Origin of the sequence: Streptomyces sp. NPDC056061 (genome assembly GCF_042266885.1) — a bacterium.
Classification (GTDB): Bacteria; Actinomycetota; Actinomycetes; order Streptomycetales; family Streptomycetaceae; genus Streptomyces.
Map to the genome: position 1 here is coordinate 63,994 of NZ_JBHJWQ010000004.1, position 23,064 is coordinate 87,057.

20 protein-coding genes are annotated in these 23,064 nt (G+C 73.2%); 9 read left to right on the forward strand and 11 right to left on the reverse strand.

What is annotated here, in order from left to right:
* Positions 1–30: 30 nt before the first annotated feature.
* The gene (locus ACFC79_RS08340) at positions 31–717 is read right to left on the reverse strand and encodes a GDSL-type esterase/lipase family protein (RefSeq protein WP_376236822.1); all 687 of its coding nucleotides are present in this window, start codon (positions 715–717) and stop codon (positions 31–33) included.
* A gap of 68 nt (positions 718–785) precedes the next feature.
* On the opposite strand from ACFC79_RS08340, the gene ACFC79_RS08345 reads away from it, so the two are divergent.
* The 3 genes from ACFC79_RS08345 (at position 786) to ACFC79_RS08355 (ending at position 3,008) form a co-directional block, all read left to right on the forward strand.
* Positions 786–1,763: a WD40 repeat domain-containing protein gene (locus ACFC79_RS08345; protein ID WP_376236824.1), complete on the forward strand. Its 978-nt coding sequence runs from the start codon at positions 786–788 to the stop codon at positions 1,761–1,763.
* A gap of 227 nt (positions 1,764–1,990) precedes the next feature.
* Positions 1,991–2,527, forward strand: a complete 537-nt coding sequence (locus tag ACFC79_RS08350; RefSeq protein WP_376236826.1) for a GNAT family N-acetyltransferase — start codon at positions 1,991–1,993, stop codon at positions 2,525–2,527.
* 85 nt (positions 2,528–2,612) lie between these two features.
* Complete coding sequence (locus tag ACFC79_RS08355) at positions 2,613–3,008, forward strand: DUF4259 domain-containing protein (RefSeq protein WP_376236829.1); 396 nt, start codon at positions 2,613–2,615, stop codon at positions 3,006–3,008.
* 48 nt (positions 3,009–3,056) lie between these two features.
* Here ACFC79_RS08355 and ACFC79_RS08360 read toward each other — a convergent pair whose 3' ends face one another.
* The 8 genes from ACFC79_RS08360 to ACFC79_RS08395 form a co-directional block, all read right to left on the reverse strand.
* A complete protein-coding gene (locus ACFC79_RS08360; RefSeq protein WP_376236832.1) occupies positions 3,057–3,668 on the reverse strand; it encodes a Uma2 family endonuclease in 612 nt (203 codons plus the stop codon).
* 177 nt (positions 3,669–3,845) lie between these two features.
* Positions 3,846–4,964, reverse strand: a complete 1,119-nt coding sequence (gene serC, locus ACFC79_RS08365) for a phosphoserine transaminase (protein WP_376236834.1) — start codon at positions 4,962–4,964, stop codon at positions 3,846–3,848.
* Positions 4,965–5,126: 162 nt separating this feature from the next.
* The gene (locus ACFC79_RS08370; protein WP_376236836.1) at positions 5,127–6,335 is read right to left on the reverse strand and encodes a cytochrome P450; all 1,209 of its coding nucleotides are present in this window, start codon (positions 6,333–6,335) and stop codon (positions 5,127–5,129) included.
* Positions 6,332–7,624 (reverse strand): cytochrome P450, encoded by a 1,293-nt coding sequence (locus tag ACFC79_RS08375; RefSeq protein WP_376236838.1) that lies wholly within the window; start codon positions 7,622–7,624, stop codon positions 6,332–6,334. Before ACFC79_RS08375 ends, ACFC79_RS08370 begins: the two co-directional genes overlap by 4 nt.
* Positions 7,621–8,280: an ATP/GTP-binding protein gene (locus ACFC79_RS08380; RefSeq protein WP_376236840.1), complete on the reverse strand. Its 660-nt coding sequence runs from the start codon at positions 8,278–8,280 to the stop codon at positions 7,621–7,623. Before ACFC79_RS08380 ends, ACFC79_RS08375 begins: the two co-directional genes overlap by 4 nt.
* Positions 8,261–8,623, reverse strand: coding sequence for a DUF742 domain-containing protein (locus ACFC79_RS08385; protein ID WP_376236843.1), 363 nt, complete (start codon positions 8,621–8,623; stop codon positions 8,261–8,263). Before ACFC79_RS08385 ends, ACFC79_RS08380 begins: the two co-directional genes overlap by 20 nt.
* Positions 8,620–9,060 (reverse strand): roadblock/LC7 domain-containing protein, encoded by a 441-nt coding sequence (locus tag ACFC79_RS08390; RefSeq protein WP_376236845.1) that lies wholly within the window; start codon positions 9,058–9,060, stop codon positions 8,620–8,622. Before ACFC79_RS08390 ends, ACFC79_RS08385 begins: the two co-directional genes overlap by 4 nt.
* Positions 9,057–10,616: an ATP-binding protein gene (locus ACFC79_RS08395; protein WP_376236847.1), complete on the reverse strand. Its 1,560-nt coding sequence runs from the start codon at positions 10,614–10,616 to the stop codon at positions 9,057–9,059. Before ACFC79_RS08395 ends, ACFC79_RS08390 begins: the two co-directional genes overlap by 4 nt.
* Positions 10,617–10,907: 291 nt before the next feature.
* On the opposite strand from ACFC79_RS08395, the gene ACFC79_RS08400 reads away from it, so the two are divergent.
* Positions 10,908–13,883, forward strand: coding sequence for an FAD-binding and (Fe-S)-binding domain-containing protein (locus ACFC79_RS08400; RefSeq protein WP_376236850.1), 2,976 nt, complete (start codon positions 10,908–10,910; stop codon positions 13,881–13,883).
* A 130-nt stretch (positions 13,884–14,013) separates the two neighbouring features.
* Here ACFC79_RS08400 and ACFC79_RS08405 read toward each other — a convergent pair whose 3' ends face one another.
* Positions 14,014–14,514: a hypothetical protein gene (locus ACFC79_RS08405; protein WP_376236852.1), complete on the reverse strand. Its 501-nt coding sequence runs from the start codon at positions 14,512–14,514 to the stop codon at positions 14,014–14,016.
* Positions 14,515–15,229: 715 nt separating this feature from the next.
* Between ACFC79_RS08405 and ACFC79_RS08410 the strand changes: the two genes are divergently transcribed.
* Positions 15,230–16,210, forward strand: coding sequence for an ArsR/SmtB family transcription factor (locus tag ACFC79_RS08410; protein WP_376237495.1), 981 nt, complete (start codon positions 15,230–15,232; stop codon positions 16,208–16,210).
* Positions 16,211–16,424: 214 nt separating this feature from the next.
* On the opposite strand, the gene ACFC79_RS08415 is transcribed toward ACFC79_RS08410, so the two are convergent.
* Positions 16,425–17,351, reverse strand: coding sequence for a LysR family transcriptional regulator (locus tag ACFC79_RS08415; RefSeq protein WP_376236854.1), 927 nt, complete (start codon positions 17,349–17,351; stop codon positions 16,425–16,427).
* 199 nt (positions 17,352–17,550) lie between these two features.
* On the opposite strand from ACFC79_RS08415, the gene ACFC79_RS08420 reads away from it, so the two are divergent.
* From ACFC79_RS08420 to ACFC79_RS08435, 4 genes are all read left to right on the forward strand, one after another.
* Entirely contained in the window at positions 17,551–18,618 is a 1,068-nt protein-coding gene (locus ACFC79_RS08420) for a DMT family transporter (protein ID WP_376236857.1), read from the forward strand.
* Between the two features lie 158 nt (positions 18,619–18,776).
* The gene (locus ACFC79_RS08425) at positions 18,777–19,619 is read left to right on the forward strand and encodes a TIGR03084 family metal-binding protein (protein WP_376236860.1); all 843 of its coding nucleotides are present in this window, start codon (positions 18,777–18,779) and stop codon (positions 19,617–19,619) included.
* A 49-nt stretch (positions 19,620–19,668) separates the two neighbouring features.
* On the forward strand, positions 19,669–21,360 hold the full coding sequence (locus ACFC79_RS08430) for an acyclic terpene utilization AtuA family protein (protein ID WP_376236863.1): 1,692 nt from the start codon (positions 19,669–19,671) through the stop codon (positions 21,358–21,360).
* 91 nt (positions 21,361–21,451) lie between these two features.
* Positions 21,452–23,059, forward strand: a complete 1,608-nt coding sequence (locus ACFC79_RS08435; RefSeq protein ID WP_376236865.1) for an acyl-CoA carboxylase subunit beta — start codon at positions 21,452–21,454, stop codon at positions 23,057–23,059.
* Positions 23,060–23,064 lie beyond the last annotated feature (5 nt).

A 23,064-nucleotide genomic window follows, 5' to 3' on the forward strand; every position in this document is an offset into this window, starting at 1 on the left:
ACGGGGGAGCTTCCGCAGGCGCGGCGGCCGTTACGGGCGAGGGGTGTAGGGGCCGCCCAGGCCCCACGCCTGGTGCATCGCGTCGGCGAACGCGGCCGCCAGCTTGTGCTCGCCATCCGGACCGGGGTGCGTCCCGTCGTACGTGTCCCGGTGGATGTCGTAACCGGTCGGCCGGGAGGCCAGCAGGAGCGGGGACACCGGGGCGTCGAGATCGGCGACGGCCTTCGCCAGGAGTTCGTTGAAACGCTCGCACTCGGCGGCGAACAGCGTGTCCGACTCGGCTCGTACGTTCGGTATCACGGGCAGGAACACCATGCGCACGCGCGGGTTCGCGTCGCGGGCGGCGTCGATGAACGCCCGTGCGTTCCGGGCGGTCTGCCCGCTGTCGGTGTAGAACCCGAGGTCTATCAGACCGAGCGAGACGAGCAGCACGTCCGTGCGGTGGTCGGCGACGGTGTCGGCGATCACCGGGGCCATGTGCAACCAGCCCTCGCCCCAGCCGGCCAGATGGGTGCGGGCCCCGGCGGGGAAGTCCGGTGCGCCGTACGCGTGGCTGACGGCGGCGTCCGCCCCGGTGTCGTACAGCGCGTCGCGCGGACCGACGATCTCGAACGGGGTGCCGAGGGCCCCGGTGAGGTGCTGCCACATCCGGTAGCGCCAGGTGAAGTCGCCGGCGCGGCCGATCGTCATGGAGTCGCCGACAAACGTGAAACGCATGGGTGCCATCATCGCGGATCACCGCCGATCGCCCCTCCGGCGGTGACGTGACGATGGACACTTGTGCCATGCGTTCGTACCTGACTGTGTCCGCGGCCGCCGCGCTGCTCCTCCTCTCCGGGACGGCCCCCGCCGCGGCGGACGGGGGCGGAGCCGACCGGAGCTTCACGATCGAGGACCCGCGGATCACCGAGTCCAGCGGTCTCGCCGCCAGCCGCGCCCACCCCGGCATCTACTGGACGCACAACGACAGCGACGACGGTCCGTACGTCTACGCCGTCGACTCCCGGACCGGGAAGACCGTCGCGACGATCACCATGAGCGAGGTGGGGCGCCCGCGCGACGTGGAGGCCATCTCGCTCGGACCCGACGGCAACCTGTACGTGGGGGACATCGGCGACAACCTGAACGGCAGCTGGGACCACGTCTGGATCTACCGGTTCCCCGAGCCGAAGGAGCTGAGGGACGCGACGGTCCGGGCCACGCAGTTCGACGTGAAGTACGCCGACGGCCCGCGCAACGCCGAGGCGCTGATGGTCCATCCCGTCACCGGGCGGGTCTACATCGCGTCGAAGAACGAGGACGGCGGCGGACTGTACGAGGGCCCGGCGCGGCTCACCACCGGCTCCACCAATGTGTTCCGGCGGGTCGGTGAGGTGCCGTGGGTGACCGACGGGGCGTTCTCGCCGGACGGCGGGGAACTCGTGCTGCGCTCGTACTTCAGCGCCCGCGGCTACGTCTTCGAGAACGGCAGGCTCGGCGCCGACCACGCCGTCCGCGCCCCGCTCCAGCGGCAGGCCGAGTCGGTGACGTACACGGCGGACGGCTCGGCCCTGATGTTCGGCTCGGAGGGGGAGCGGAGCGACGTGGTGCGGGTGGAGACCGGCACGGACACCGGCGGCGGGAAGTCGCCGTCCCGCGGTGGAAGCGCCTCGGAGTCGTCCGACGGGGACGGCATCGGTACGAAGGGCATGAGCGCGACGGGCGTGCTGGTCCTCGTGGGCATCGGCCTCCTGGTGTTCATGGGGCGGCGGAAGAAGGGCTGAGGCCGAAGGGCCGGGCCCGGCGGCCGTCGCCGCCGCCCGGAGCCCGCCCCGTCATGCTCCGGCCCGCCGTTCGACGAGCACCTCGAAACCGTCGAGCAGCCGTTGCAGGCCGAACGCGAAGTGGTCGTTCCGGTAGCTGAACGCGTCCTCGGAGTTCCGGAGCCCGAGCCGGTGGGGTGCCGGGGCGGTGGGGCGCGGGCCGTCGAGCGCGGATAGGGTCGGGCGCCATGACGGACCACGGGCCCCGGCCCTTCGCCACCCTCCGGCTCGACGCGCTGCCACTCCGGCCCGCGCACGCGGACGAGATGGCGGCCGTGCTCGGTGATCCGGCCCTGTACACGTACACCGGAGGCGCCCCGGAGCCCGTCGACGCACTGCGGGCCCGCTACGAACGCCAGACCGCCGGCTCGCCGGACCCGGGGGTGCGGTGGTGGAACTGGGTGCTGCGGGTACGCGACGAGGACCGTCTCGCCGGATACGTCCAGGCGACGGTGGACCTCCCCGGCGCGATGGCGGAGATCGCCTGGGTGGTCGGGGCCCGGTGGCAGGGGCGCGGGTACGCGAAGGAGGCGGCGTCGGGGCTGGTGAACCATCTGACCGGGGCGGGAACGGGGACGGGAACGGCGGCGATGCGTACGGTCGTTGCCCATATCCACCCGGACCACGCCGCTTCCGGCGCGGTGGCCGCGGCGGCCGGACTGGTACCCACGGAGGTGTGGTGCGACGGCGAACGGCGCTGGGAGCGGGGACGGGAAGCGTACTGAGGCGTCGCTGTCAGTGGTGGGTGTGAGGATGGCGTCCGCCGGTGGAGTTCACCGGTGGACACCCGTCTTCGCGTGGAGAGACATCATGGGCACCTGGGACACCGGTCACTTCGACAACGACACTGCCGCGGACTTCTCGGGGCGTCTGGACGACACCCCCGAGAGCGAGCGGGAAACCGTGATCCGCACCGTCCTGGAATTCGCGCTCACGGAGGGCTTCCTGGACAGCGACGAGGCGGCGGAAGCGGTGGCGGCTGCGGCGCTGATCGCTTCCCAGTGCCCGGGCGGGGAGGCTGTCACCACGGCCTACGGCCCCGACAAGCCGCTGCCCGTGCTGGCGGCGGAGCTGCGCCCGCTCGCGGTGAAGGCCCTCGACGCGGTGCTCGGCGACGACTCCGAGCTGCGCGAGCTGTGGGAGGACAACGAGGAATGGACGTCGGGCATAGCCCGGCTCCGGGAGGTGCTGGTGGCGGCCGGCTGACCGGGAAGGCCCGGGGCGGGCGTTCGGGTTCCGGGCCGGCCGGGGGGATCAGTGCCGGGGGCGTCCGGCCCGGACGAGTTCGGCGACGTCCAGGGTCACGGGGGTGCCGATCGACTCGGGCAGCGTGACGGACTGCCCGGGGGCGTACACCTGGTGGCTGTCGTACCCGCCGCCCATGGGCTCGGTCAGGACGTGCAGCCGGCCGTGCTTGCGGTCGACGATCATGTATACCGGGATCTTGGCCTCGGCATAGGCGGCGACCTTGTTGCGCAGGTCGTTGTTGTAGTTGCCGGAGGTGACCTCCAGCACGAGCCGGAAGACGGCGGGGTCGTAGCAGTTGTTCTCGATCAGATGATCGTCACGATCGGCATCGACGATCGCGAGGTCGGGGATGGCGTAGTCCTCGGGACCGCCGGGCAGCCACAGGCCGATTCCCTGAAGGACTCTGGTCTCCTCGCCGTGGAGGCCTGCGGCCAGGAAGGGAATCATGACTGTGGTCAACGCGTCCGCGTGCGGGCCGTCCGGGGGTGGGGCCACGGTGATGACGCCCCCGATGATCTCGACACGGTAGCCCGGGTGCTGCTCCATGAGGCTGTTGGCCGTTTCGAGGAGCGATTCCGGCTCACCGTCACAGGGGTGCTCGACTGCTGCTGCAGACATTGCGGGCCTCCTGAGGGGTGTGGTCGAGAACATCATCGTAGGACGATCCTGACGTTCGCGGCGGTAAACACGTTGACCACCCGGCCGGGCGAACGGCGAAGGGCTCCGCGCACGGTGGGTGCGCGGAGCCCTTCGCGTAACACGGAACACGGCCGGAGACGGCCGGGCCGTTGGCCGTTACAGCTTCTCGATGACGTAGTCGATGCAGGCGGTCAGCGCCTGGACGTCCGCCGGGTCGATCGCCGGGAACATCGCCACGCGCAGCTGGTTGCGGCCCAGCTTGCGGTACGGCTCGGTGTCGACGATGCCGTTGGAACGCAGCGCCTTGGCGACGGCGGAGGCGTCGATCTCGTCCGCGAAGTCGATCGTGCCGATGACCTGCGAGCGCTTCGCCGGGTCGGTGACGAACGGGGTCGCGTACGTGGACTGCTCCGCCCAGCCGTACAGGTTCCGCGCCGAGGTGGCGGTGCGGCGGACCGAGAAGTCCAGGCCGCCCTGCGTGTTCAGCCAGTTCAGCTGCTCGTTCAGGAGGAAGAGCGTGGCCAGGGCCGGGGTGTTGTACGTCTGGTTCTTGAGGGAGTTGTCGATCGCGGTGGGGAGCGAGAAGAACTCCGGGATGTGGCGGCCCGAGGCGTGGACGCGCGCGGCGCGCTCCAGGGCGGCGGGGGAGAACACGCCGATCCAGAGGCCGCCGTCGGAGGCGAACGACTTCTGCGGGGCGAAGTAGTAGACGTCCGACTCGGTGATGTCGACCGGCAGACCGCCGGCGCCGGAGGTGGCGTCCACCAGGACCAGGGAGCCCGCGTCGGCCCCGGCGACCCGCTCGATCGGCGCGGCGACGCCGGTCGAGGTCTCGTTGTGGGTGAACGCGTACACGTCCACACCCTCCTCGGCCCGCGGTTCCGGGTGGGTGCCCGGGTCGGAGGAGATCACGGACGGGTCGGCGAGCCACGGGGCGAGCTCGGCGGCCTTCGCGAACTTCGAGGAGAACTCGCCGAAGGTCAGGTGCTGGGACTTCGTCTCGATGAGCCCGTGCGTCGCGATGTCCCAGAAGGCGGTGGAGCCGCCGTTGCCCAGGATCACCTCGTAGCCCTCGGGGAGCGAGAAGAGGTCGCGCACGCCCTGACGGACCGCGCCGACCAGGTTCTTGACCGGGGCCTGGCGGTGGGACGTGCCGAGCAGCGACGTGCCGGTGGCGGCCAGGGCGTCGAGCGCCTCCGTCCGCACCTTCGAGGGACCGGCGCCGAAGCGTCCGTCGGCGGGCTTGATGTCAGCGGGAATCTGGATATCGGCCACGAACCGGAGCGTAGTGCCTCGGGGACGGTACCGAGGGGCGTGTCCGTCGGATGAGACACCCGCTCCGGTGCGTGGACCCGGTGCGCGGTGGGTGGGCCGGGTTGGCCGGCCCGGGGCGGCGGTCGGATCGGCCGGGCGGGTCCGACCGGAGGTCCGGGCAGGTCAGCCCAGGCGCACCGGCAGGTCGTGCAGGTCGTTCTGGGTGACGATCGGCTTGTTCCGCAGTTCGGACGCCGGGACGGCGAGCTCCAGGTCGGGGAACCGCTCGTAGAGCGCGGGAAGTGCCACCCCGGCCTCCAGCCGGGAGAGCGCCGCGCCGGGGCAGACGTGCGGGCCGTGGCCGAACGCGATGTGGCGGTTGGGGGAGCGGGTCACGTCGAACTCACCGGCGCTCGGCCCGTGCTGCGCCTCGTCGCGGCCGAGCGCGCCGAAGGAGACGATCAGCGCCTCGCCCTCGGGCAGCACCTTGTCGCCGACCTCGATGTCCTCGGTGGCGAACCGGATCAGGACGTGGGACGTCGGTGTGTTCCAGCGCAGCGTCTCCTCGATCGCGTTTTCCCACGGCACCTCGCCGCTCAGCACCTGCTTGCGCTGCTCGGGGTGGGTCTGGAGCGCGACGACCGCGTTGACGATCAGGCTGATCGTGGTCTCGTGACCGGCTGCGATGATCAGCTGGAGGGTGTTGACGATCTCCTCGTCGGTGAGGCGGTCGTCGTCCTCGGAGGCGGCGATCAGGGCACTGGTGAGGTCGTCGCCCGGGTTCTTCCGCTTGCCCTCGACGATCTTGGTGAAGTGCTCGCCGAGGTCCGCCATCATCTGCGGAACCTCCTCCGGCGGCGTCTGCGTCGAGAAGAACTTCTCGAACAGTGCCTTCAGCCGGGGGTGGTCGGCCTTGTCGACGCCCATCAGTTCGCTGATCACGTTCATCGGCAGCGGGTAGGCGAACTCCGCCTTCAGGTCGACCGGCTCGCCCTTCGGCAGCGCGGCGAGCCGGTCCAGGCTCGCCGCGGTCAGTGCCTCGATGCCGGCCCGCAGCCGTTCGACGCGCTTCACGGTCAGCGCCTGCGCGACCAGGGTGCGCAGTCGGCGGTGGTCCGCGCCGTCGACGGTGAGCATGGAGCGGCCCGGGTTGGCGAGGCCGATCAGCGGCCAGTCCATGGGTATCTCGCCGCGCCGCCAGGCGTTCCAGACATCGATGTCCTTCACGATCCGGCTGTCGGTGAGCAGTTGCCGCGCCTCGGCGTGGTGGGTGACCGCGTAGCAGTGCACCCCGCCCGGGAGCTCCACCTCGGCGAGGGGTCCGGCCGCCCGCAGTCGGGCGCTCTCGCCGTCGAGGTCGGTGACGAAGGGGTCGAGCGCGATCCGGGTCATCTCTTGCCTCCGAGGGCGGATGCGAGGGCGGCAGTGGTGGCGGAACCGAGGGCGGGGGTGGGCGTGAACGTCACCGGCAGGTCCGTCAGGCCGCGCAGCCACGGGGACGGGCGGCGGGTGAGCCGTTCCGCGGGGACGGCGAGGTCGATGTCCGGGAGCCGGTCCAGCAGCACCTCGATGCCGGTGCGGGCGATGACCTCGGCGGTCTCCTGGGCGGGGAACGGGCAGCGGTGCTCGCCGTGGCCGAAGGAGAGGAACGCGTTGTTGCCGCCGGTCAGCGAGGAACCGTCGGTGCGGACCTGGGGGTCGTAGTTGGCGGCGGCGATGCCCAGCAGCAGCATGTCGCCCGCCTCGATGTGCCGCCCGCCCAGGCGGGTGTCGCGCGAGGCCCAGCGGCCCGCGACGTTCTGCGTGGGGGTGTCCTCCCACAGCACCTCGTTCATGGCCTCGGCGACGCTGTGCCGGCCGCCCGAGAGGGAGGCGGCGAACCGGTCGTCGGTGAGCATCAGCCGCAGCGAGTTGCCGATCCAGTCGGCGGTCGGCTGGTGGCCCGCCGCCATCATGACCATGAGGTCCTGCGCGACCTCCTCGTCGGTGAAGCCGCCGCGGTCGGCGATCATCCGCGAGGCGACGTCGTCGCCGGGGGCGGCGTGCTTGTCGGCCAGCAGCTGGAACATGGAGGTGGCCAGGTGCTGCTGTCCGGCCAGCGCCCGCTCCCGGCCGTCGATCATGTCGTTGAGGGAGCCGACGAGTGCGGCGGCGACGTCGTCGCCGAAGCCGTAGATCTTCGCCAGGACGAGGGCGGGGAGCAGCATCGCGTAGTCGGCGATGATGTCGGTGCGGCCGGTCGGGCAGAACCGGTCGATGAGGCCGTCGGCGAACTCCTCCGCGTACCGCTTCAGGGAGAACGGGTCGACGCCCTCCAGCGCGTTGCCGATCATCGCGGCGCGCTCGGTGTGCCGGGGGCCGACCGTGTAGAGGATCGACGGCTGCTTGCGGCCGATCATCGGCAGCAGCGGCCAGTCGTCGGGGATGTTCTCCCACTGGTTCCACAGGTCGGAGTCGCGGCTGAACAGCACCGGGTCGCCGGCGACCTGGTGCAGTTCGCGGTAGCCGAGGATCAGCCAGGCGGGGATGTCGCCGTCGAGGACGACCGGTGCCACGGCCCCGTGGTCGCGGCGCATCTCCCGGTACAGGTCGGTCGGGTCGGTCTGGAACCGGGGGCCGGAGAGCGGCACGCGGCCCTGGGACACGGGGCAGCCGGCGGGCGGTGCCGGGGGCTGGGTCACGGCGTGGGCTCCGGGGTCTTCTCCGGCATCGTCTCCGGAGTGGCGGACGGGTCGTCGGTCGCGGCGTCGAGCCTGCGGCGCGACAGGGTGTGCAGGTACTCGACCAGCGTGATCAGCACGTACTTGCTGGACGAGCGGTCGCGGGCGTCGCACTCCACGAGGGGCACCTCGTCCGAGAGGTCGAGCGCCTCGCGTATCTGCTGTTCGGTGTGGAGCGGGCCGCCGAAGTCGTTGCACGCCACGATGAACGGCGTGCCGTGGTGCTCCAGGCGGTCGATCGCGTACCAGGAGTCGGAGAGGCGGCGGGTGTCGACGAGGACGACGGCGCCGAGCGTGCCCGAGAACAGCCGGTCCCACAGGAACCAGAAGCGTTCCTGGCCGGGCGCGCCGAAGAGGTAGAGCACCGAGCGTTCGTCGAGCGAGATCCGGCCGAAGTCGAAGGCGACGGTGGTGGACGTCTTCGAGTGCACACCGTCGAGGTGGTCGACGGCCTCGCCGGCCCGGGTCATGGTCTCTTCGGTGTTCAGCGGACGGATCTCGCTGACGGACCGGACCATGGTGGTCTTGCCCACGCCGAAGCCGCCGACGACGACGATCTTCAGTCCGTTGTCGGCCGTGGCGCGCAGGGCGGTACGGTCAGAGGTTGCGGAGTCCAACGAGCACCTGCTCCAGGATGTCGGGGGCGGGAAGGCGGTCCGCGACCCGCGCGGTGCGCGGGTGGCGGGCGCTGATCCGGCCGGTGGCCAGCAGATCGGACAGCAGGATGCGGACGATGCTGACGGGCAGACCGAGGCCCGCGGAGACCTCCACGACCGCGGTGGGCAGGGTGCACATCCGCAGGATCGTGGCGTGTTCCGACTGCATGCCGGGGGTCGGTTCGCACTCGGAGACCACCAGGGTCACCAGGTCGAACGCGTCCGAGTCGGACCGGCTGCGGCCACCGGTGAGGGTGTACAGCCGGTCCGGGGAGTCGTCCCTGCCGGGGCGGGGGCGGCTCATACGTTCACGGTCGCGTCGACGGCGGCGGCTCCGGTCCCGGGGGTGCGCGGCGGCGCCACGAGGTGCTCGCCGAGCTGCTCGACGAGTTCGCTCATGTTGTGCCCGATGAGGCCGACGTCCGCCTCGTCGGAGGCGACGACCGCGAGGTGCGCCCCGGCCCCCGCCTCGACGATGAACAGCACGCCGCCGTAGAACTCGGCCATCGCGGACCGCACGCCGCCGCTGCCGTCGCCGAACTCGACGGACGCGCCGTGCGACAGGCTCTGGATGCCGGCCGAGATGGCTGCCAGCTGGTCGGCCTGGTCGACGGAGAGCTCAGGGGTACGGCACAGCTTGAGGCCGTCCCGGGACAGGACAAGGGCGTGACGGGTGCCGGGGGTGCGCTCCAGGAGCCCCTCCAGCAGCCAGTTGAGCTTCTCGTCGGTGGTCGCGGTCATCGGGTGTTGCCTTCTTCCGGGTGCTGGGGATTGGGCCGGACAGCCTTGCGGAAGCTGCTGAAGCGGGCTGCCTGTTCCTTGGGATCGGAGGCACGGGGCCGGGTTTCGTCGGCACCGTGGGTGTGGTGGCGGGCCTCGGCGGCGGCGAGGGTGCGTCCGCGGGGGCGCTTGGGCAGTCCGCTCTCGCCGAACCGGGGGAGGCCGCCGGTGGTCTCGGACACGGGGAAGTCCGGGGACGCCGAGGCTGCCGGGGCGCCGGGGGCTGCCGGGGGCTGCGGGCGGCGGGCGCCGTCCGGGGACGCCGAGGCTGCCGGGGAGGTGGTGCCGTGCGCGGGCTCCGGCTCCGGAACCGGTACGGAACCCGTCCTGGACATGGCTTCCTGGTCCCGCACGGGCAGCGGGGCCGGGGCGGGCGCCGGGGCCGGGGCGGGCGTCGGGGGCGCGGCGGGGGCCGCGGCCGCGGCCGGGGTCCGGGTGAGGATCTCCTGCGGAAGCATCATCAGCGCACCGGTACCGCCGCGTGCGGAGGGGCGGAACGACACGGTGAGGCCGTGCTTGCGGGCCAGTCGGCCGACGACGGCGAGGCCGAGCCGGGTGCCGGAGAGCCCCGTCAGGTCGTGGTCGGTGGCCGAGACGGCGCGCTCCGCGCGGCGCAGCTGCACGTCGCTCATCACCAGGCCGCTGTCCTCGACGGTGAGGACGATGCCGGCCGGCACCTCCTCGACGTACACGTGGACCTCCGCCGTCGGCGGCGAGAAGTTGGCGGCGTTGTCGAGGAGTTCGGCGAGTGCGTGCATGACGCCCTCGGCGGCGTGGCCGGCGATCGCGACATCGCTCGTCGAGTGCAGGCGTACGCGCTGGTAGCCGCTGATCCGGCCCATCGCGCCGCGCAGGATCGACTCCATGACGATCGGCTTGGCCCAGCGGCGTCCGGAGCGGGCGCCGGTCAGCACGGCGATCGAGTCGGCGAGGCGGCCCGCCTGGGCGGTGCGGTGGTCCAGGTGGAGCAGATCGCCGAGCACGTCCTCGGCGGCGTGCCGGTGTTCCATGTCGCGCAGGTCGGCGAGCATGCTGGTGGCCAGGGCCTGCATCCGGCCCGCGGCGTTGGCGCAGGCGGCGACCGCGGCGGAACGCTCGGTCTCGCTGCGGGCCGCGCGGGCCGCGAGCCGCTCGACGTCGCCGTTCAGCCGTTCCGTCTCGGCGGCGGCCCGTTCGGCGATCCGGGCGGTCTCGGCCTCGGCGGCGGCCTTGACCCGGGCGGTCTCGGCGGTGAACCGCTGCCCCTCGGCGGCGGAGGCGGACACCAGCCGGCTGATCTCGCCGGTGAACCGCTGGGTCTCCGACGCGAGCCGGGCACGCAGCCTGTTCGCGGTGGCACGGGCATGAACGGCGGCGGCCACGGCGGCGGACAGCAGCACGGCGGCGGCTCCCGCTCCCCAGGCAAGGGTGGTCCGTGCCGAGTCGGGGGCGGCGGCGACCGCCCACAGGCACAGGGAACCGGTGACGGCCAGAGATATCAGCAGGGCCAGTGCGGTCGGCCGGGATGAGGCGCTCAAGTGGAGTCCTTGGGGCGGACGGGGCGATTCCGGGCAGTTCGGTAGGGCGGGGCGAATGCGACAACTGGAGTTGATAATTCCCAGGTAAGTCTTGGTCACTATATGAGAATTGACGCTCTCTTTGGGAAGCTCCGGTGGCGTTCTTTGTCGCAGATGTGACTAAGCGGTGTCTCGCCGGGGATTACGGGGACACCGCTTAGCTGTCCGACGTATTCCCGCGTATTGAGGTATTCACGGGAAACGTGCGGGGTCCCGGAGCGCCAGAGGCCCGACCAGCGGCATGCTGGATCGATGGCCGCACCCCACGAACCCACGGAAAGCACCGAACTCGCCCACGCCCTGCGTGCGGCGGTCCGCGGGGAGGTCGACTTCGCCCCCACCGCACGGGCGCTGACGACCATGGACGCCTCCAACTACCGGCGGGTGCCGCTCGGTGTCGTCGCCCCGCGCGACGCCGACGACGTGGCCGCCGCCCTCGCCGTCTGCCGCGCGCACGCGGTGCCCGTGGTCCCGCGCGGCGGCGGCACGTCCATCGCCGGGCAGGCCACCGGAACCGGCATCGTGCTCGATCTCACACGCCACCTGCGCCGGATCGTCCGGCTGGACGCCGAGTCCCGCACCGCTGTCGTCCAGCCCGGCGTGGTCCTGGACGACCTGCGCGCCGCCGCGGCCCCGCACGGCCTCACCTTCGGCCCCGACCCCTCCACGCACAGCCGCTGCACCCTGGGCGGCATGATCGGCAACAACTCCTGCGGCGCGCACTCGGTCGCCTGGGGCACCACCGCCGACAACGTGCACACCCTGACCGTGGCCCGCTACGGCGGCGACACCGTCCGGGCGGGCCGGGCCCCGGACCCCCTGCTCCCCGCCGGTCCGGCCGCCTCCTCGTCCCTGTCCGGCGGCCTCGCCGAACTCGTCGGCGGCAACCTCGCGCTGCTGCGCACCGGGTTCCCGGAACTGCCCCGCCGCATCTCCGGCTACGCCCTGGACGCCCTGCTGCCCGAACGCGGCACGGACCTCGCCCGCGCCCTCTGCGGCAGCGAGGGCACCCTCGGCGTGGTGACGGAGGCGACCGTGCGGCTCGTCGAGGCACCGGCGGCCCGCGCGCTCGCCGTGCTCGGCCACGCCGACGAGTCCGCCGCCGCCGAGGCCGCCTCGGGGCTGCTGCCCCACCACCCCCTGACCGTGGAGGGCATGGCCGCCGACCTCGTCCGCGAACCGGCCGGACTGCCGCGCGGCGGCGCCTGGCTCTTCGTCGAGACCGGCGGCGCCACCCCGGCCGAGGCACGGGCGCACGCCGAACGGATCCTGCGGGCGGCCGACGCACTGGACGGCACGGTCGTCACCGACCCGGCCGGACAACGGGCCCTGTGGCGCATCCGCGAGGACGCCGCGGGCACCGCCACCCGGATGCCCGACGGCACCGAGGCGTGGCCCGGCTGGGAGGACTGCGCCGTACCGCCCGCCCGGCTCGGCCCGTATCTCCGCGCCTTCCGCGCCCTGCTCGCCGAACACGGGCTGCGCGGCACCCCGTACGGGCACTTCGGCGAGGGCTGCATCCACGTCCGGATCGACTTCGACCTGCTGGACCCCGGGGGCGTGGCGCGCTTCCGCCGCTTCTCCACGGACCTCGCCGACCTGGTCGTCGCGCACGGCGGATCGCTGAGCGGCGAACACGGCGACGGCCTGGCCCGCGCCGAACTGCTCCCGCGCATGTACGGGGACGAACTCGTCGGCCTCTTCACCCGGTTCAAGGACCTCTGGGACCCGGACGGCGGCATGAACCCGGGCGTCCTCGCCCGCCCCGACCGGCTCGACGAGCACCTCCGCTTCGACGTCCTGCCCGGGCGCCCGGTGGATGTCGCGTTCGGCTACCCGGACGACGGCGGCGACTTCGCCGCGGCGGTGCGCCGGTGCGTGGGCGTCGCCAAGTGCCGCACCGCCCGCCCGGCCGGCACCGGCGTGATGTGCCCCTCGTTCCGGGCGACCGGCGAGGAGGCGCACTCCACCCGCGGCCGGGCCCGGCTGCTGCACGAGATGCTCGCGGGCGAGGTGATCACGGACGGCTGGCGGTCGACGGAGGTGCGCGACGCCCTCGACCTCTGCCTGTCCTGCAAGGGCTGCCGCTCCGACTGCCCGGTGGGCGTCGACATGGCCACGTACAAGGCGGAGTTCCTGCACCACCACTACCGGGGGCGACCGCGCCCGGCCGCCCACTATGCGATGGGCGGACTGCCGCGGTGGCTGCGCCTCGCCGCCCCGTTCACGGGCGTGCTGAACGCCCTGGCCCGCGTGCGGCCCCTGGCGGCCGCGGCCAAGCGGCTCGCCGGGATCGCGCCGGAGCGCGGCATCCCGGTCCTGCCGCGCGAGACGTTCAGCCGGTGGCTGCGGCGGCGCCGGGGCCCCGGGACGGTGATCCTCCCCAACGACGAAGTGGCCCTGCTGTGGCCGGACACCTTCACCGATCGCCTCGCGCCCGAGGTGGGCCGGGCCGCGGTCCGGGTCCTGGAGTCCGCGGGCCGGACCGTGCTGCTGCCGGGCCGCGGTGTGTGCTGCGGCCTCACCTACGTGTCCACGGGCCGGCTCGACAGGGCCCGTACGGTGATGCGCCGGACCCTCGACCGGATGGCCCCCTTCCTCGGCGACCCGCTCGTCGTTCTCGAACCGAGCTGTGCCGCCACCCTCCGCACCGACCTGCCCGAACTCCTCCCCGACGACCCGCGAGCCGCCGAACTCGCCGCCTCGGTAAGGACGTTGGCGCAGTACCTGGAGGAGTGCGCGCCGGACTGGCGGCCACCGCGCCTGGACCGTCCGGCTGTCGGCCAGACCCACTGCCACCAGCACGCGGTCCTGGGCGACGCGGCCGACCGGCGGCTGCGCGAACATGCCGGACTGACGGGCGAGTTGACCGGCGGATGCTGTGGACTCGCCGGGAACTTCGGCTTCGAACGGGGCCATTGGGAGGTGTCGGTGGCGTGCGCGGAGGAGCAACTGCTGCCCTCGGTACGGTCCGCCGCGCCCGGCACGGTGTTCCTCGCGGACGGCTTCTCCTGCCGCACGCAGCTGAATCAGCTGGGCGGGGTGCGGGCGCGGCACCTGGCGGAGGTGCTGGCGGAGAGGCTGGCCGAGGGAGCGGGCGGGGACGGGCCGAAGAGGGGCGGGCCGAAGAGGGGCGGGCCGAAGAAGGATGGGCCGAAGAGGAGCGGGCCGAAGAGGGGCGGGCCGAAGAAGGGCGGGCCGAAGAAGGACGGGCCGAAGAGGGACTGATCGGGAACCGGGGCGGGGCCGACCGGGCATGCGGCAAGGGCCCGGCCCCGGTCCGACGACCGGGGCCGGGCGGGCACGACGCGTGGCCGGGCGTGCGGCCGGCGGTTGCTCCCCGGGTCGTTACGGATGGTCAGCAGTTGCGAATGGCCCAGACCTGGTCCCAGTTCTGCTCCCGGCTGCCGCTGAACGGTGTGAAGGACTTGATGGACGTTCCGGACCCGTTGTAGAAGTGCGAGGTCGGGGTGCCCGTCTGGTAGTCCCAGTAGTACCCGGTGCCTCCCCAGTAGGAGAGGGAGTACCGGGCGCAGACGGTGAGCGAGAAGACCTCCCAGTTGGACGTCGTGGGGTCCCAGACCGCGGTGCACAGGGCCCCCGAGTGACAGGTGAAGGTCCCGCCCGGCGCCACGTGCAGGGACGGCGCGGACGGCGAGATCGACGGACTCGTGGCCAGGATGCCCTGGGCCGACGCCTTCGCCGCGCCCTCGGGGGCGGCGGGCGTCCGCAGAACCTGCCCGGCCGCCACGTCCCGGTCGGACGGAGCGGCGGCCTCGGCGGATCCGACGGTGACACCGGCCGCGAGGACGAGGGTCAGGGCGCTGATGGTGCCGATGAGCGAGCGCTTGAGGCGCATGTGATGAATCCCCCCTGTCGGAACGGTCCGCACACGAATCCGCGTGCGGGTGTGTTGCGGGTGTGATGCGGGTGGCGAACCGGACTCCGGTGGCTTCCGCCTCTTCTGCCGTGTCCGTTCGCGAGGAACAGGCTGTCGTCCGCGGCCGTACGTCCGCCACACGTTGAAGCAGCCGCTTAAACGTCCGGCGTCGGGCGGGCGCGGTGGTGTACGGCGGGCGCCCGGGGCGAACGGACCCCGGAAGGCGGCCGTGTCGAGGGGGCGTCTTCCCGGCCGTCTCGCGCGCCGCCTTGCCTGTCCGCCTGCCCGGTGCCGACAGTGGGGGACCGGTCACATCGCGGGGGGATCGCATGGACCACACGCATCGGATCGCACCGGGCGGGCGCGGACCACGCCCGTCGTTCGACGGCGGAGGGCCGCGGTACGGCGCGAACGCGGCGGACGCCGACAGCCGCGACGGCCCGTCCCGATGAATGGCCCGTCCCGATGAACGGGCGGGCGCGTCGAACGGCCGGGCACGTCGAACGGGCCGGACGGACGAGCGGGTCGAACACGTCCGCCGACCCATCGCGTCCGCTCGCTCCCCAGGTCGTGGCCTGCCGCGTGTACCGCCCGGCCCACCGCCGGTACGGACCGGCGGGCTGCACGGGTTCCTGCCGTTTGGGTGCCGCCGCGCACCCTCCGAGCGACCACACCGGAGATCGCCTTGCTGCGGGTGCACTTCACCCCCGAGGACATCGGACGCGTCCGCGTCGCCGCCGCGCCCGACCCCTTGTGGGAGATCGTCAACAGCTTCCAGGCCCTGGTCGACGGGGCCAACCCCCTGATGTTCGACGACTGGCGCCGCCGGGCCCGGCAGCGGCTGACCCCGGCCTGCATGCTGCTGGGGCCGTTGCTGCCGCCACGCGGCTACTTCCCGGACTTCATCACCCCCGATCTGGCCGGCACGTTCGATCTGGAGCACGCCGTGGGGACCGTCCTCGACACACCCCGCTCCCTGATGCGCGCCCATCTGTCGGAGCTGGCCGCGGCCCGGCGGCGCGGTCGGCCGCTGCCCCCGGTGTTCCGCTCCCTGGCCGAGGGCACGCCGGAAGCGCTGAACCGGCTCGGCACCGCCCTGCACACGTACCACCGAAACGCCCTCGTCCCCTTCTGGCCGCGCATCCGGGCACAGCTGGAGGCGGATCTGGCGCTGCGGGTGCGGACGTTGCTCCGGGGCGGAACGGACGGGCTGCTGGGAGGTTTCCGCCCGGTGCTGCGGTGGCGGCCGCCGGTGCTGGAGGCGGACTACCCCGTCGACCGCGAACTGCGGCTCGACGGGCGGGGCCTGTTGCTCCAGCCGTCCTTCTTCTGCGTCCGCACACCGGTCACGCTCGCCTCCGACGAGGCGATGCCGGTGCTCGTCTACCCGATCCAGCACACGCCCGGCTGGGCACGGGAGCGGGAAGCCGGGCTGGGTTCGCTGATCGGCGGCACCCGCGCCGCGATCCTGGAGGGCGCCGTCACCGGTCGTACCACCGGTGAACTGGCGTGCCGCCTCGGCATCTCGGCGGCGGCCGTCAGCCAGCACACGGCGGTCCTGCGCGGGGCCGGACTGCTGGTGAGCGTGCGCCGGGGCAAGCACGTACTGCACACGGTCACCTTGGCGGGACGGGCCCTGCTCGACGGCAGGGCCTGCCCGCCGACGGACGGGTAGGAGGCCGGACGGGTAGGGGGCCGGACGGCGGACGGGGCCGGGCGCGAGTCGGTCCGGGGCGGCGGACGGACAGGGGCGGGGACGGCGTCCCCATCGCCTCCGGAGCCGTCCGTCCCCGCCGCGGTGCCGGGCACGGGGCCACACCTCGTGGCGGGCCCGCGCCCCGCCACGGGCCCGCACCGCACGGCGGGTTCCGCACCCCGTGGCGGGCTCCTCAGCGCGTGATGTCCTGCGTCACGATCTCCCGGGCCAGTGCGACGAGGTCGTCCAGGGCCGGATGGCCGGGTGCGTCACGCCGGGCGAGCAACATCCGGAGGGTCGGCGCATCGACCAGCGGACGGTAGACGACGCCGGGGTGCGGGTGCATGCCGGCGGTGGACGCGGCGGAGACCCCGGAGCCGCGCCCCGCCGCGATGGCGGTCAGCCAGTCGTCGGTGTTGGCGACGGTGACGGTCGCGGCGGGCCCGGCGTCCGGCGGCCACAGGCCGACGGTGGTGGTGCCGGAGACGGTGTTGAGGACGACGGCGCCGTCCGCCAGATCGGCGAGCCGGAGCGTGGCACGGGCGGCGAGCGGGCCGTCCGCCGCCACCGCCGCCACCCGGGCCTCGTCGTACAGCGTCTCGGTGCGCAGCCCCGGGGAATCCACCGGGCCCCGCAGCAGCGCCGCGTCGACCTCGCCCCGGGTCAGCCCGGCGGTGCGGTCGTCGATCCGCAGCAGTTCGAGCGGCACCCGGGGATGGCGCCGCTGCCAGTGACGGAGCAACGGTGTGGTGTACGGGCCGAACGCGGACCAGGCGTACCCGACCCGCAGCGGTCGGTGGCGCGGCCCGCCGGGGCCGAGTGCCTCGTCGAACGCGGCGACCGCGGCGGCGGCCCGGTCCCGGAAGGCGACGCCCTCGGGGGTGAGGGAGAGATGGTGGGTGGACCGGTCGACCAGTCGGACACCGAGCTGCCGCTCCAGGGCGGCGAGCGTGCGGGAGACCGCGGGCTGGGTGAGGCGGAGCCGGGCGGCGGCACGAGTGACGTTGCCCTCGTCGGCGACGGCGAGGAAGGCGCGCAGATGACGGATCTCGACGCCGCGGTTCCGGGCGCCGTCCCGGCCGCTTCCGCCACCGGGGGCACCGCTCGGTCCAGGGCTCATGCGTGCGGAGCATAACCGGAGATGAACCGGCATTTCACATGGCACGCGGAGGTATCTACCGTAAGAGGGAGGTACTGCGCGGCTCGGTGCCGACAGGCGGTGAGCGGCACGCGGCACGCGGCAGGCGCTGGGCGCGGCGCGGGCGGCAACAGCGGGTCCGGGCGTCCGCCCGGACCCGGACTCGGGAGGAACATCACAGGTGGGCGACCAGAACAGCGCAGCAGTGGCGGTGGCGACGGAGCGGGCAGCGGCCGTCACCGTACCGGAGGCGGCAGCCGCCGTCGGCGCGGGTCCGGGGACCGCCCGGCCCGGCCGGGCCGCGGCCCTCGCCCCGATCGCGCTGGTGGTCGGGGGCGCGCTCTCCGTCCAGTTCGGCGCCTCGATCGCGGTGCTGCTGATGCCGCGGGCCGGCGCGCTCGGCGTCGTCACGCTGCGCCTCGCCGCTGCCGCGCTCGTCATGATGCTCGTCTGCCGGCCGAAGCTGCGCGGCCACTCACGCGCAGACTGGGGCACGGTCCTCGCCTTCGGCTTCGCGATGGGCGGTATGAACACGCTCTTCTACCAGGCTGCCGACCGCATCCCGCTGGGGGCGGCCGTCACCCTGGAGGTGCTGGGCCCGCTCGCCCTCTCGGTGATCGCGTCCCGCCGCCTGGTCAACGTGGTGTGGGCGGGCCTCGCCCTGGGCGGGGTCGTGCTGCTGAGCGGCGGGGGCTTCGACCGCCTCGACCCGGTGGGCGCCGCGTTCGCCCTGGGCGCGGGGGTCATGTGGGCGGCGTACATCGTCTTCAGCGCCCGCACCGGCCGCCGCTTCCCGCAGGCGGACGGCCTGGCCCTGGCCATGGTCGTCGCCGCCCTCCTCACCCTGCCCCTCGGGCTCCTGGAGTCGGGCTCGAAACTCCTGGTCCCGACCACGCTGGGGCTGGGCGCGGCGGTGGCGCTGCTGAGTTCCGTCCTCCCGTACACCCTCGAACTCATGGCGCTGCGCCGGTTGCCCGCACCCACCTTCGCGATCCTGATGAGTCTGGAACCGGCGATCGCCGCCTCGGCCGGCTTCCTCGTCCTCGACCAGGCCCTTGCCGCGACGGACGCCCTGGCCATCGCCCTGGTCATCGGGGCGAGCATGGGCGCGGTGCGCAGCCAGGTAGCGCGCGGCAGCAGGCCGCGGGCCGGGCAGGAGCGCGGCGGGAGGATGCGGGCCGGGCAGGAGCGCGGCGGAACGGCGCGGGCCGGGAAGGGCCGCGGCGGAAGGGCGCGCGACAGCGCCTGACGGCCCCGACCGCGACCGCACGGTCCCATGTCCTCCCGTGCCGTGGGCAGGTCGGCCGCAGGGCATGGGAGGCAGAAATCATGCAAGCATGCTTGCTTGTTTATGGCTTGCGCTGTCATGCTCCTGGGCACATTGCCACGCCCCGAGGGGAGCGCACCGTGTCCGATGCCGCAGCCGTGATCGATGACCTGCGTGAGGAGAGCAGCGAACTCGACGAGCTGGTACGAGGGCTGGGTGCCGAGCAGTGGGCCGTTCCCACGCCCGCGCCCGGCTGGAGCATCGCCCACCAGATCGCCCACCTCATCTGGACCGACGACGTCGCACTGCTCGCCGCGACGGACCCCGAGGCGTTCGCGCCCGAGGTGCAGAAGGCTCTGGACGCGCCCGACACCTTCGTCGACGTGGCCGCGCGGGCGATCGTGGACCGGACGCCGCCGGAAGCCCTGCCGGAGGCCCTGCTCGCGCGGTGGCGGGCGGGGCGGGAACGCATGCAGGAGGTGCTGCGATCGGCACCGGCCGGGACCCGCATCCCCTGGTACGGGCCACCCATGAGCGTGCCGTCCATGGCGACCGCCCGGCTCATGGAGACCTGGGCGCACGGTCAGGACATCGCCGACGCGCTCGGGGTCACCAGGACCCCCACCGCCCGGCTGCGACACATCGCCCGGCTCGGTGCGCGGGCCCGCGACTACGCGTACACGGTGCGGGGGCTTCCCGTCCCGGAGGAGGAGTTCCGGGTGGAGCTCCACGTTCCGGACGGTGGGGTGATCGCCTACGGGCCGGAGGACGCCGCCCAGCGGGTCACCGGACCGCTCCGCGATTTCTGCCTGCTCGTCACCCAGCGCGCCCACCGCGACGACCTCGCCATCCGAGCCACCGGCCCCGACGCCGACCGGTGGCTCGACATCGCGCAGGCCTTCGCCGGGCCCCCGGGAGCCGGACGCGCCCCCCGCTCCGAAGCACCCGGCACCGGAAACGCACCCCGGGAGGGCGGCCGATGACCAGGACCGCACCCCCGCGCACCGGCCACGATCCGTACGGGGCCCGGCCGTGACCGCCCCCCTCCGGATAGGCAACGCCTCCGGCTTCTACGGCGACCGCTTCGACGCCCTGCGCGAGATGCTGACCGGCGGCCCCCTCGACGTCCTCACCGGCGACTACCTCGCCGAGCTGACCATGCTCATCCTCGGCCGCAGCCGCCTCAAGGACCCCACGCGCGGATACGCCACCACCTTCCTGCGGCAGCTGGAGGAAGGGCTCGGGCTCGCCCACGAACGCGGGGTGCGGATCGTCGCCAACGCCGGCGGGCTCAATCCCGCGGGACTCGCGGACGCCGTGCGGGAGCTGGCGGAGAAGACCGGGATACCGGTGCGGGTCGCGCATGTGGAGGGGGACGGACTGCCCGTGCCGGACGGGTTCCTCACCGCGAACGCCTACCTCGGGGGCGCCGGGATCGCCGCCTGCCTGCGGGCCGGGGCCGATGTCGTCGTGACCGGGCGGGTCACCGACGCCGCCCTCGTCACCGGACCCGCCGCCGCCCACTTCGGCTGGGGGCCGGACGACCACGACGCGCTCGCCGGGGCCGTCGTCGCCGGGCACGTACTGGAGTGCGGGACCCAGGCCACCGGCGGCAACTACGCCTTCTTCCGCGACCACGCCCTCGGCCGTCCCGGCTTCCCGATCGCCGAGATCCACGCCGACGGCTCGTCCGTCATCACCAAGCACGACGGCACCGGCGGCGTCGTCGACACCGGCACCGTCACCGCGCAACTGCTGTACGAGACCGGCGGTGCCCGGTACGCCGGGCCGGACGTCACCACCCGGCTCGACACCGTACGGCTCACCCAGGACGGGCCCGACCGGGTGCGGGTGTCCGGGGTGCTCGGGGAGGCCCCGCCGCCCACGCTCAAGGTCGGGCTCAACCGGCTCGGCGGCTGGCGCAACGAGGTCGTGTTCGTGCTCACCGGACTCGACATCGAGGCCAAGGCGCGGCTCGTGCGGGACCAGTTCGCGGACGCGCTCAGCCGCTCCGGAACCGGCCGACCGGACGAGGTGCACTGGGAGCTGGCGCGCACCGACCGGGCCGACGCCGCCACCGAGGAGACCGCCAGTGCCCTGCTCCGGCTCGTCGTCCGCGACCGGGACCCGGAGGCCGTCGGGCGGGCCGTCTCCGGGGTCGCGATCGAACTCGCGCTGGCCAGTTACCCCGGGTTTCACGTCACCGCCCCGCCCGGCAGCGGCAGCCCGTACGGCGTGTTCGAGGCACGGTACGTACCGGCCGCCGAGGTCCCGCACATCGCCGTCCTTCCCGACGGGCGGCGCGAGCGCCAGGAACCCCCGGCGCGTACCCGGGCGCTGCACGCAGTCGAGCAGCCCCCGCTGCCCGAGCCGCTGCCCGCCGGGCCCACCCGCACCGCCCCGCTCGGCCGGATCGCGGGCGCCCGCAGCGGGGACAAGGGGGGCGACGCCAACGTCGGTGTCTGGGTGCGCGGCGACGACGCCTGGCGGTGGCTGGTCCATGAACTGACCGTCGAACGGTTCGAGGAACTGCTCCCGGAGACATCGGGACTCGACGTCGAACGGCACGTCCTGCCGAACCTGCGCGCGCTGAACTTCGTCGTGCACGGGCTGCTCGGCGAGGGCGTCGCAGCCCGGCACCGGTTCGATCCGCAGGCCAAGGCGGTGGGGGAGTGGCTGCGGTCCCGGCACCTCCCGATCCCCGTCGCACTCCTGGCGCTGTGACCGGAAAGGTTCACCGGCTCGCGACGCGAGCTTTCCGGCGAACCTTTCCGGCCACAGCACTGGCAGCCGTCCACGCACCGGAGGTGACCACATGACCGTCCTGCCCACCGGGCTCGACACCGCGAGCCCCGAATACGCCGCGAACCGCGCGGCCATGCTCGCGAAGCTCGACGAACTCGCCGCGGAGCACGCCAAGGCGCTGGCGGGCGGCGGCGAGAAGTACGTCGAACGGCACCGAAAACGCGGCAAGCTCCTGGCCCGGGAACGGATCGAGCTGCTGATCGACCCGGACACACCGTTCCTGGAGCTGTCGCCGCTCGCCGCCTGGGGCAGCGAGGCCCCCGCGTACCCGGTCGGGGCCTCGCTCGTCACCGGGATCGGGGTGGTGGCGGGCGTGGAGTGCCTGATCACCGCGAACGACCCGACCGTGCGCGGCGGCGCCTCCAACCCCTGGACGCTGAAGAAGGCGCTCCGGGCCAACGAGATCGCCTTCGCCAACCGGCTGCCCTGCATCAGCCTTGTCGAGTCCGGCGGCGCCGACCTGCCCTCGCAGAAGGAGATCTTCATCCCGGGCGGGGCGCTGTTCCGCGATCTCACCCGGCTCTCCGCGGCCGGCATCCCGACCGTGGCCGTGGTCTTCGGGAACTCGACCGCCGGAGGCGCGTACGTCCCCGGCATGTCCGACCACACGGTCATGATCAAGGAACGGTCCAAGGTGTTCCTCGGCGGACCACCCCTGGTGAAGATGGCGACCGGTGAGGAGAGCGACGACGAATCGCTCGGCGGCGCCGAGATGCACGCCCGCACCTCCGGTCTCGCCGACCACTTCGCCGTCGACGAGCACGACGCGCTCCGCCAGGCACGCCGGATCGTCGCCCGCCTCAACTGGCGCAAGGCGCACCCCGATCCGGGACCCGCCGAGCCGCCGAAGTACGACGAGGACGAGCTGATCGGCATCGTGCCCGGCGACCTGAAGGTGCCCTTCGACCCGCGCGAGGTCATCGCCCGACTCGTCGACGGCTCCGACTTCGACGCGTTCAAACCGCTGTACGGAACCAGCCTGGTGACCGGCTGGGCCGCGCTGCACGGCTACCCCGTCGGCATCCTCGCCAACGCGCAGGGCGTGCTGTTCGGCGAGGAGTCGCAGAAGGCCGCCCAGTTCATCCAGCTCGCCAACCAGCGCGACATCCCGCTCCTCTTCCTGCACAACACCACCGGCTACATGGTCGGCAGGGAGTACGAGCAGGGCGGCATCATCAAACACGGCGCCATGATGATCAACGCGGTGTCGAACTCGAAGGTCCCGCACCTCTCCGTGCTGATGGGCGCCTCCTACGGGGCCGGGCACTACGGCATGTGCGGGCGGGCGTACGACCCGCGGTTCCTGTTCTCCTGGCCCGGCAGCAAGTCCGCCGTGATGGGTCCGCAGCAGCTCGCCGGGGTGCTGTCCATCGTCGCCCGCGCCTCCGCCGCCGCGAAGGGGCGGCCGTACGACGAGGAGGCCGACGCCGGGCTGCGCGCCATGGTCGAGCAGCAGATCGAGTCCGAGTCGCTGCCCATGTTCCTGTCGGGCCGGTTGTACGACGACGGGGTCATCGACCCGCGCGACACCAGGACCGTGCTCGGAATGTGTCTGTCCGCGATCCACACCGCCCCGGTCGAGGGTGTTCGCGGCGGCTTCGGAATCTTCCGGATGTGAGGCGA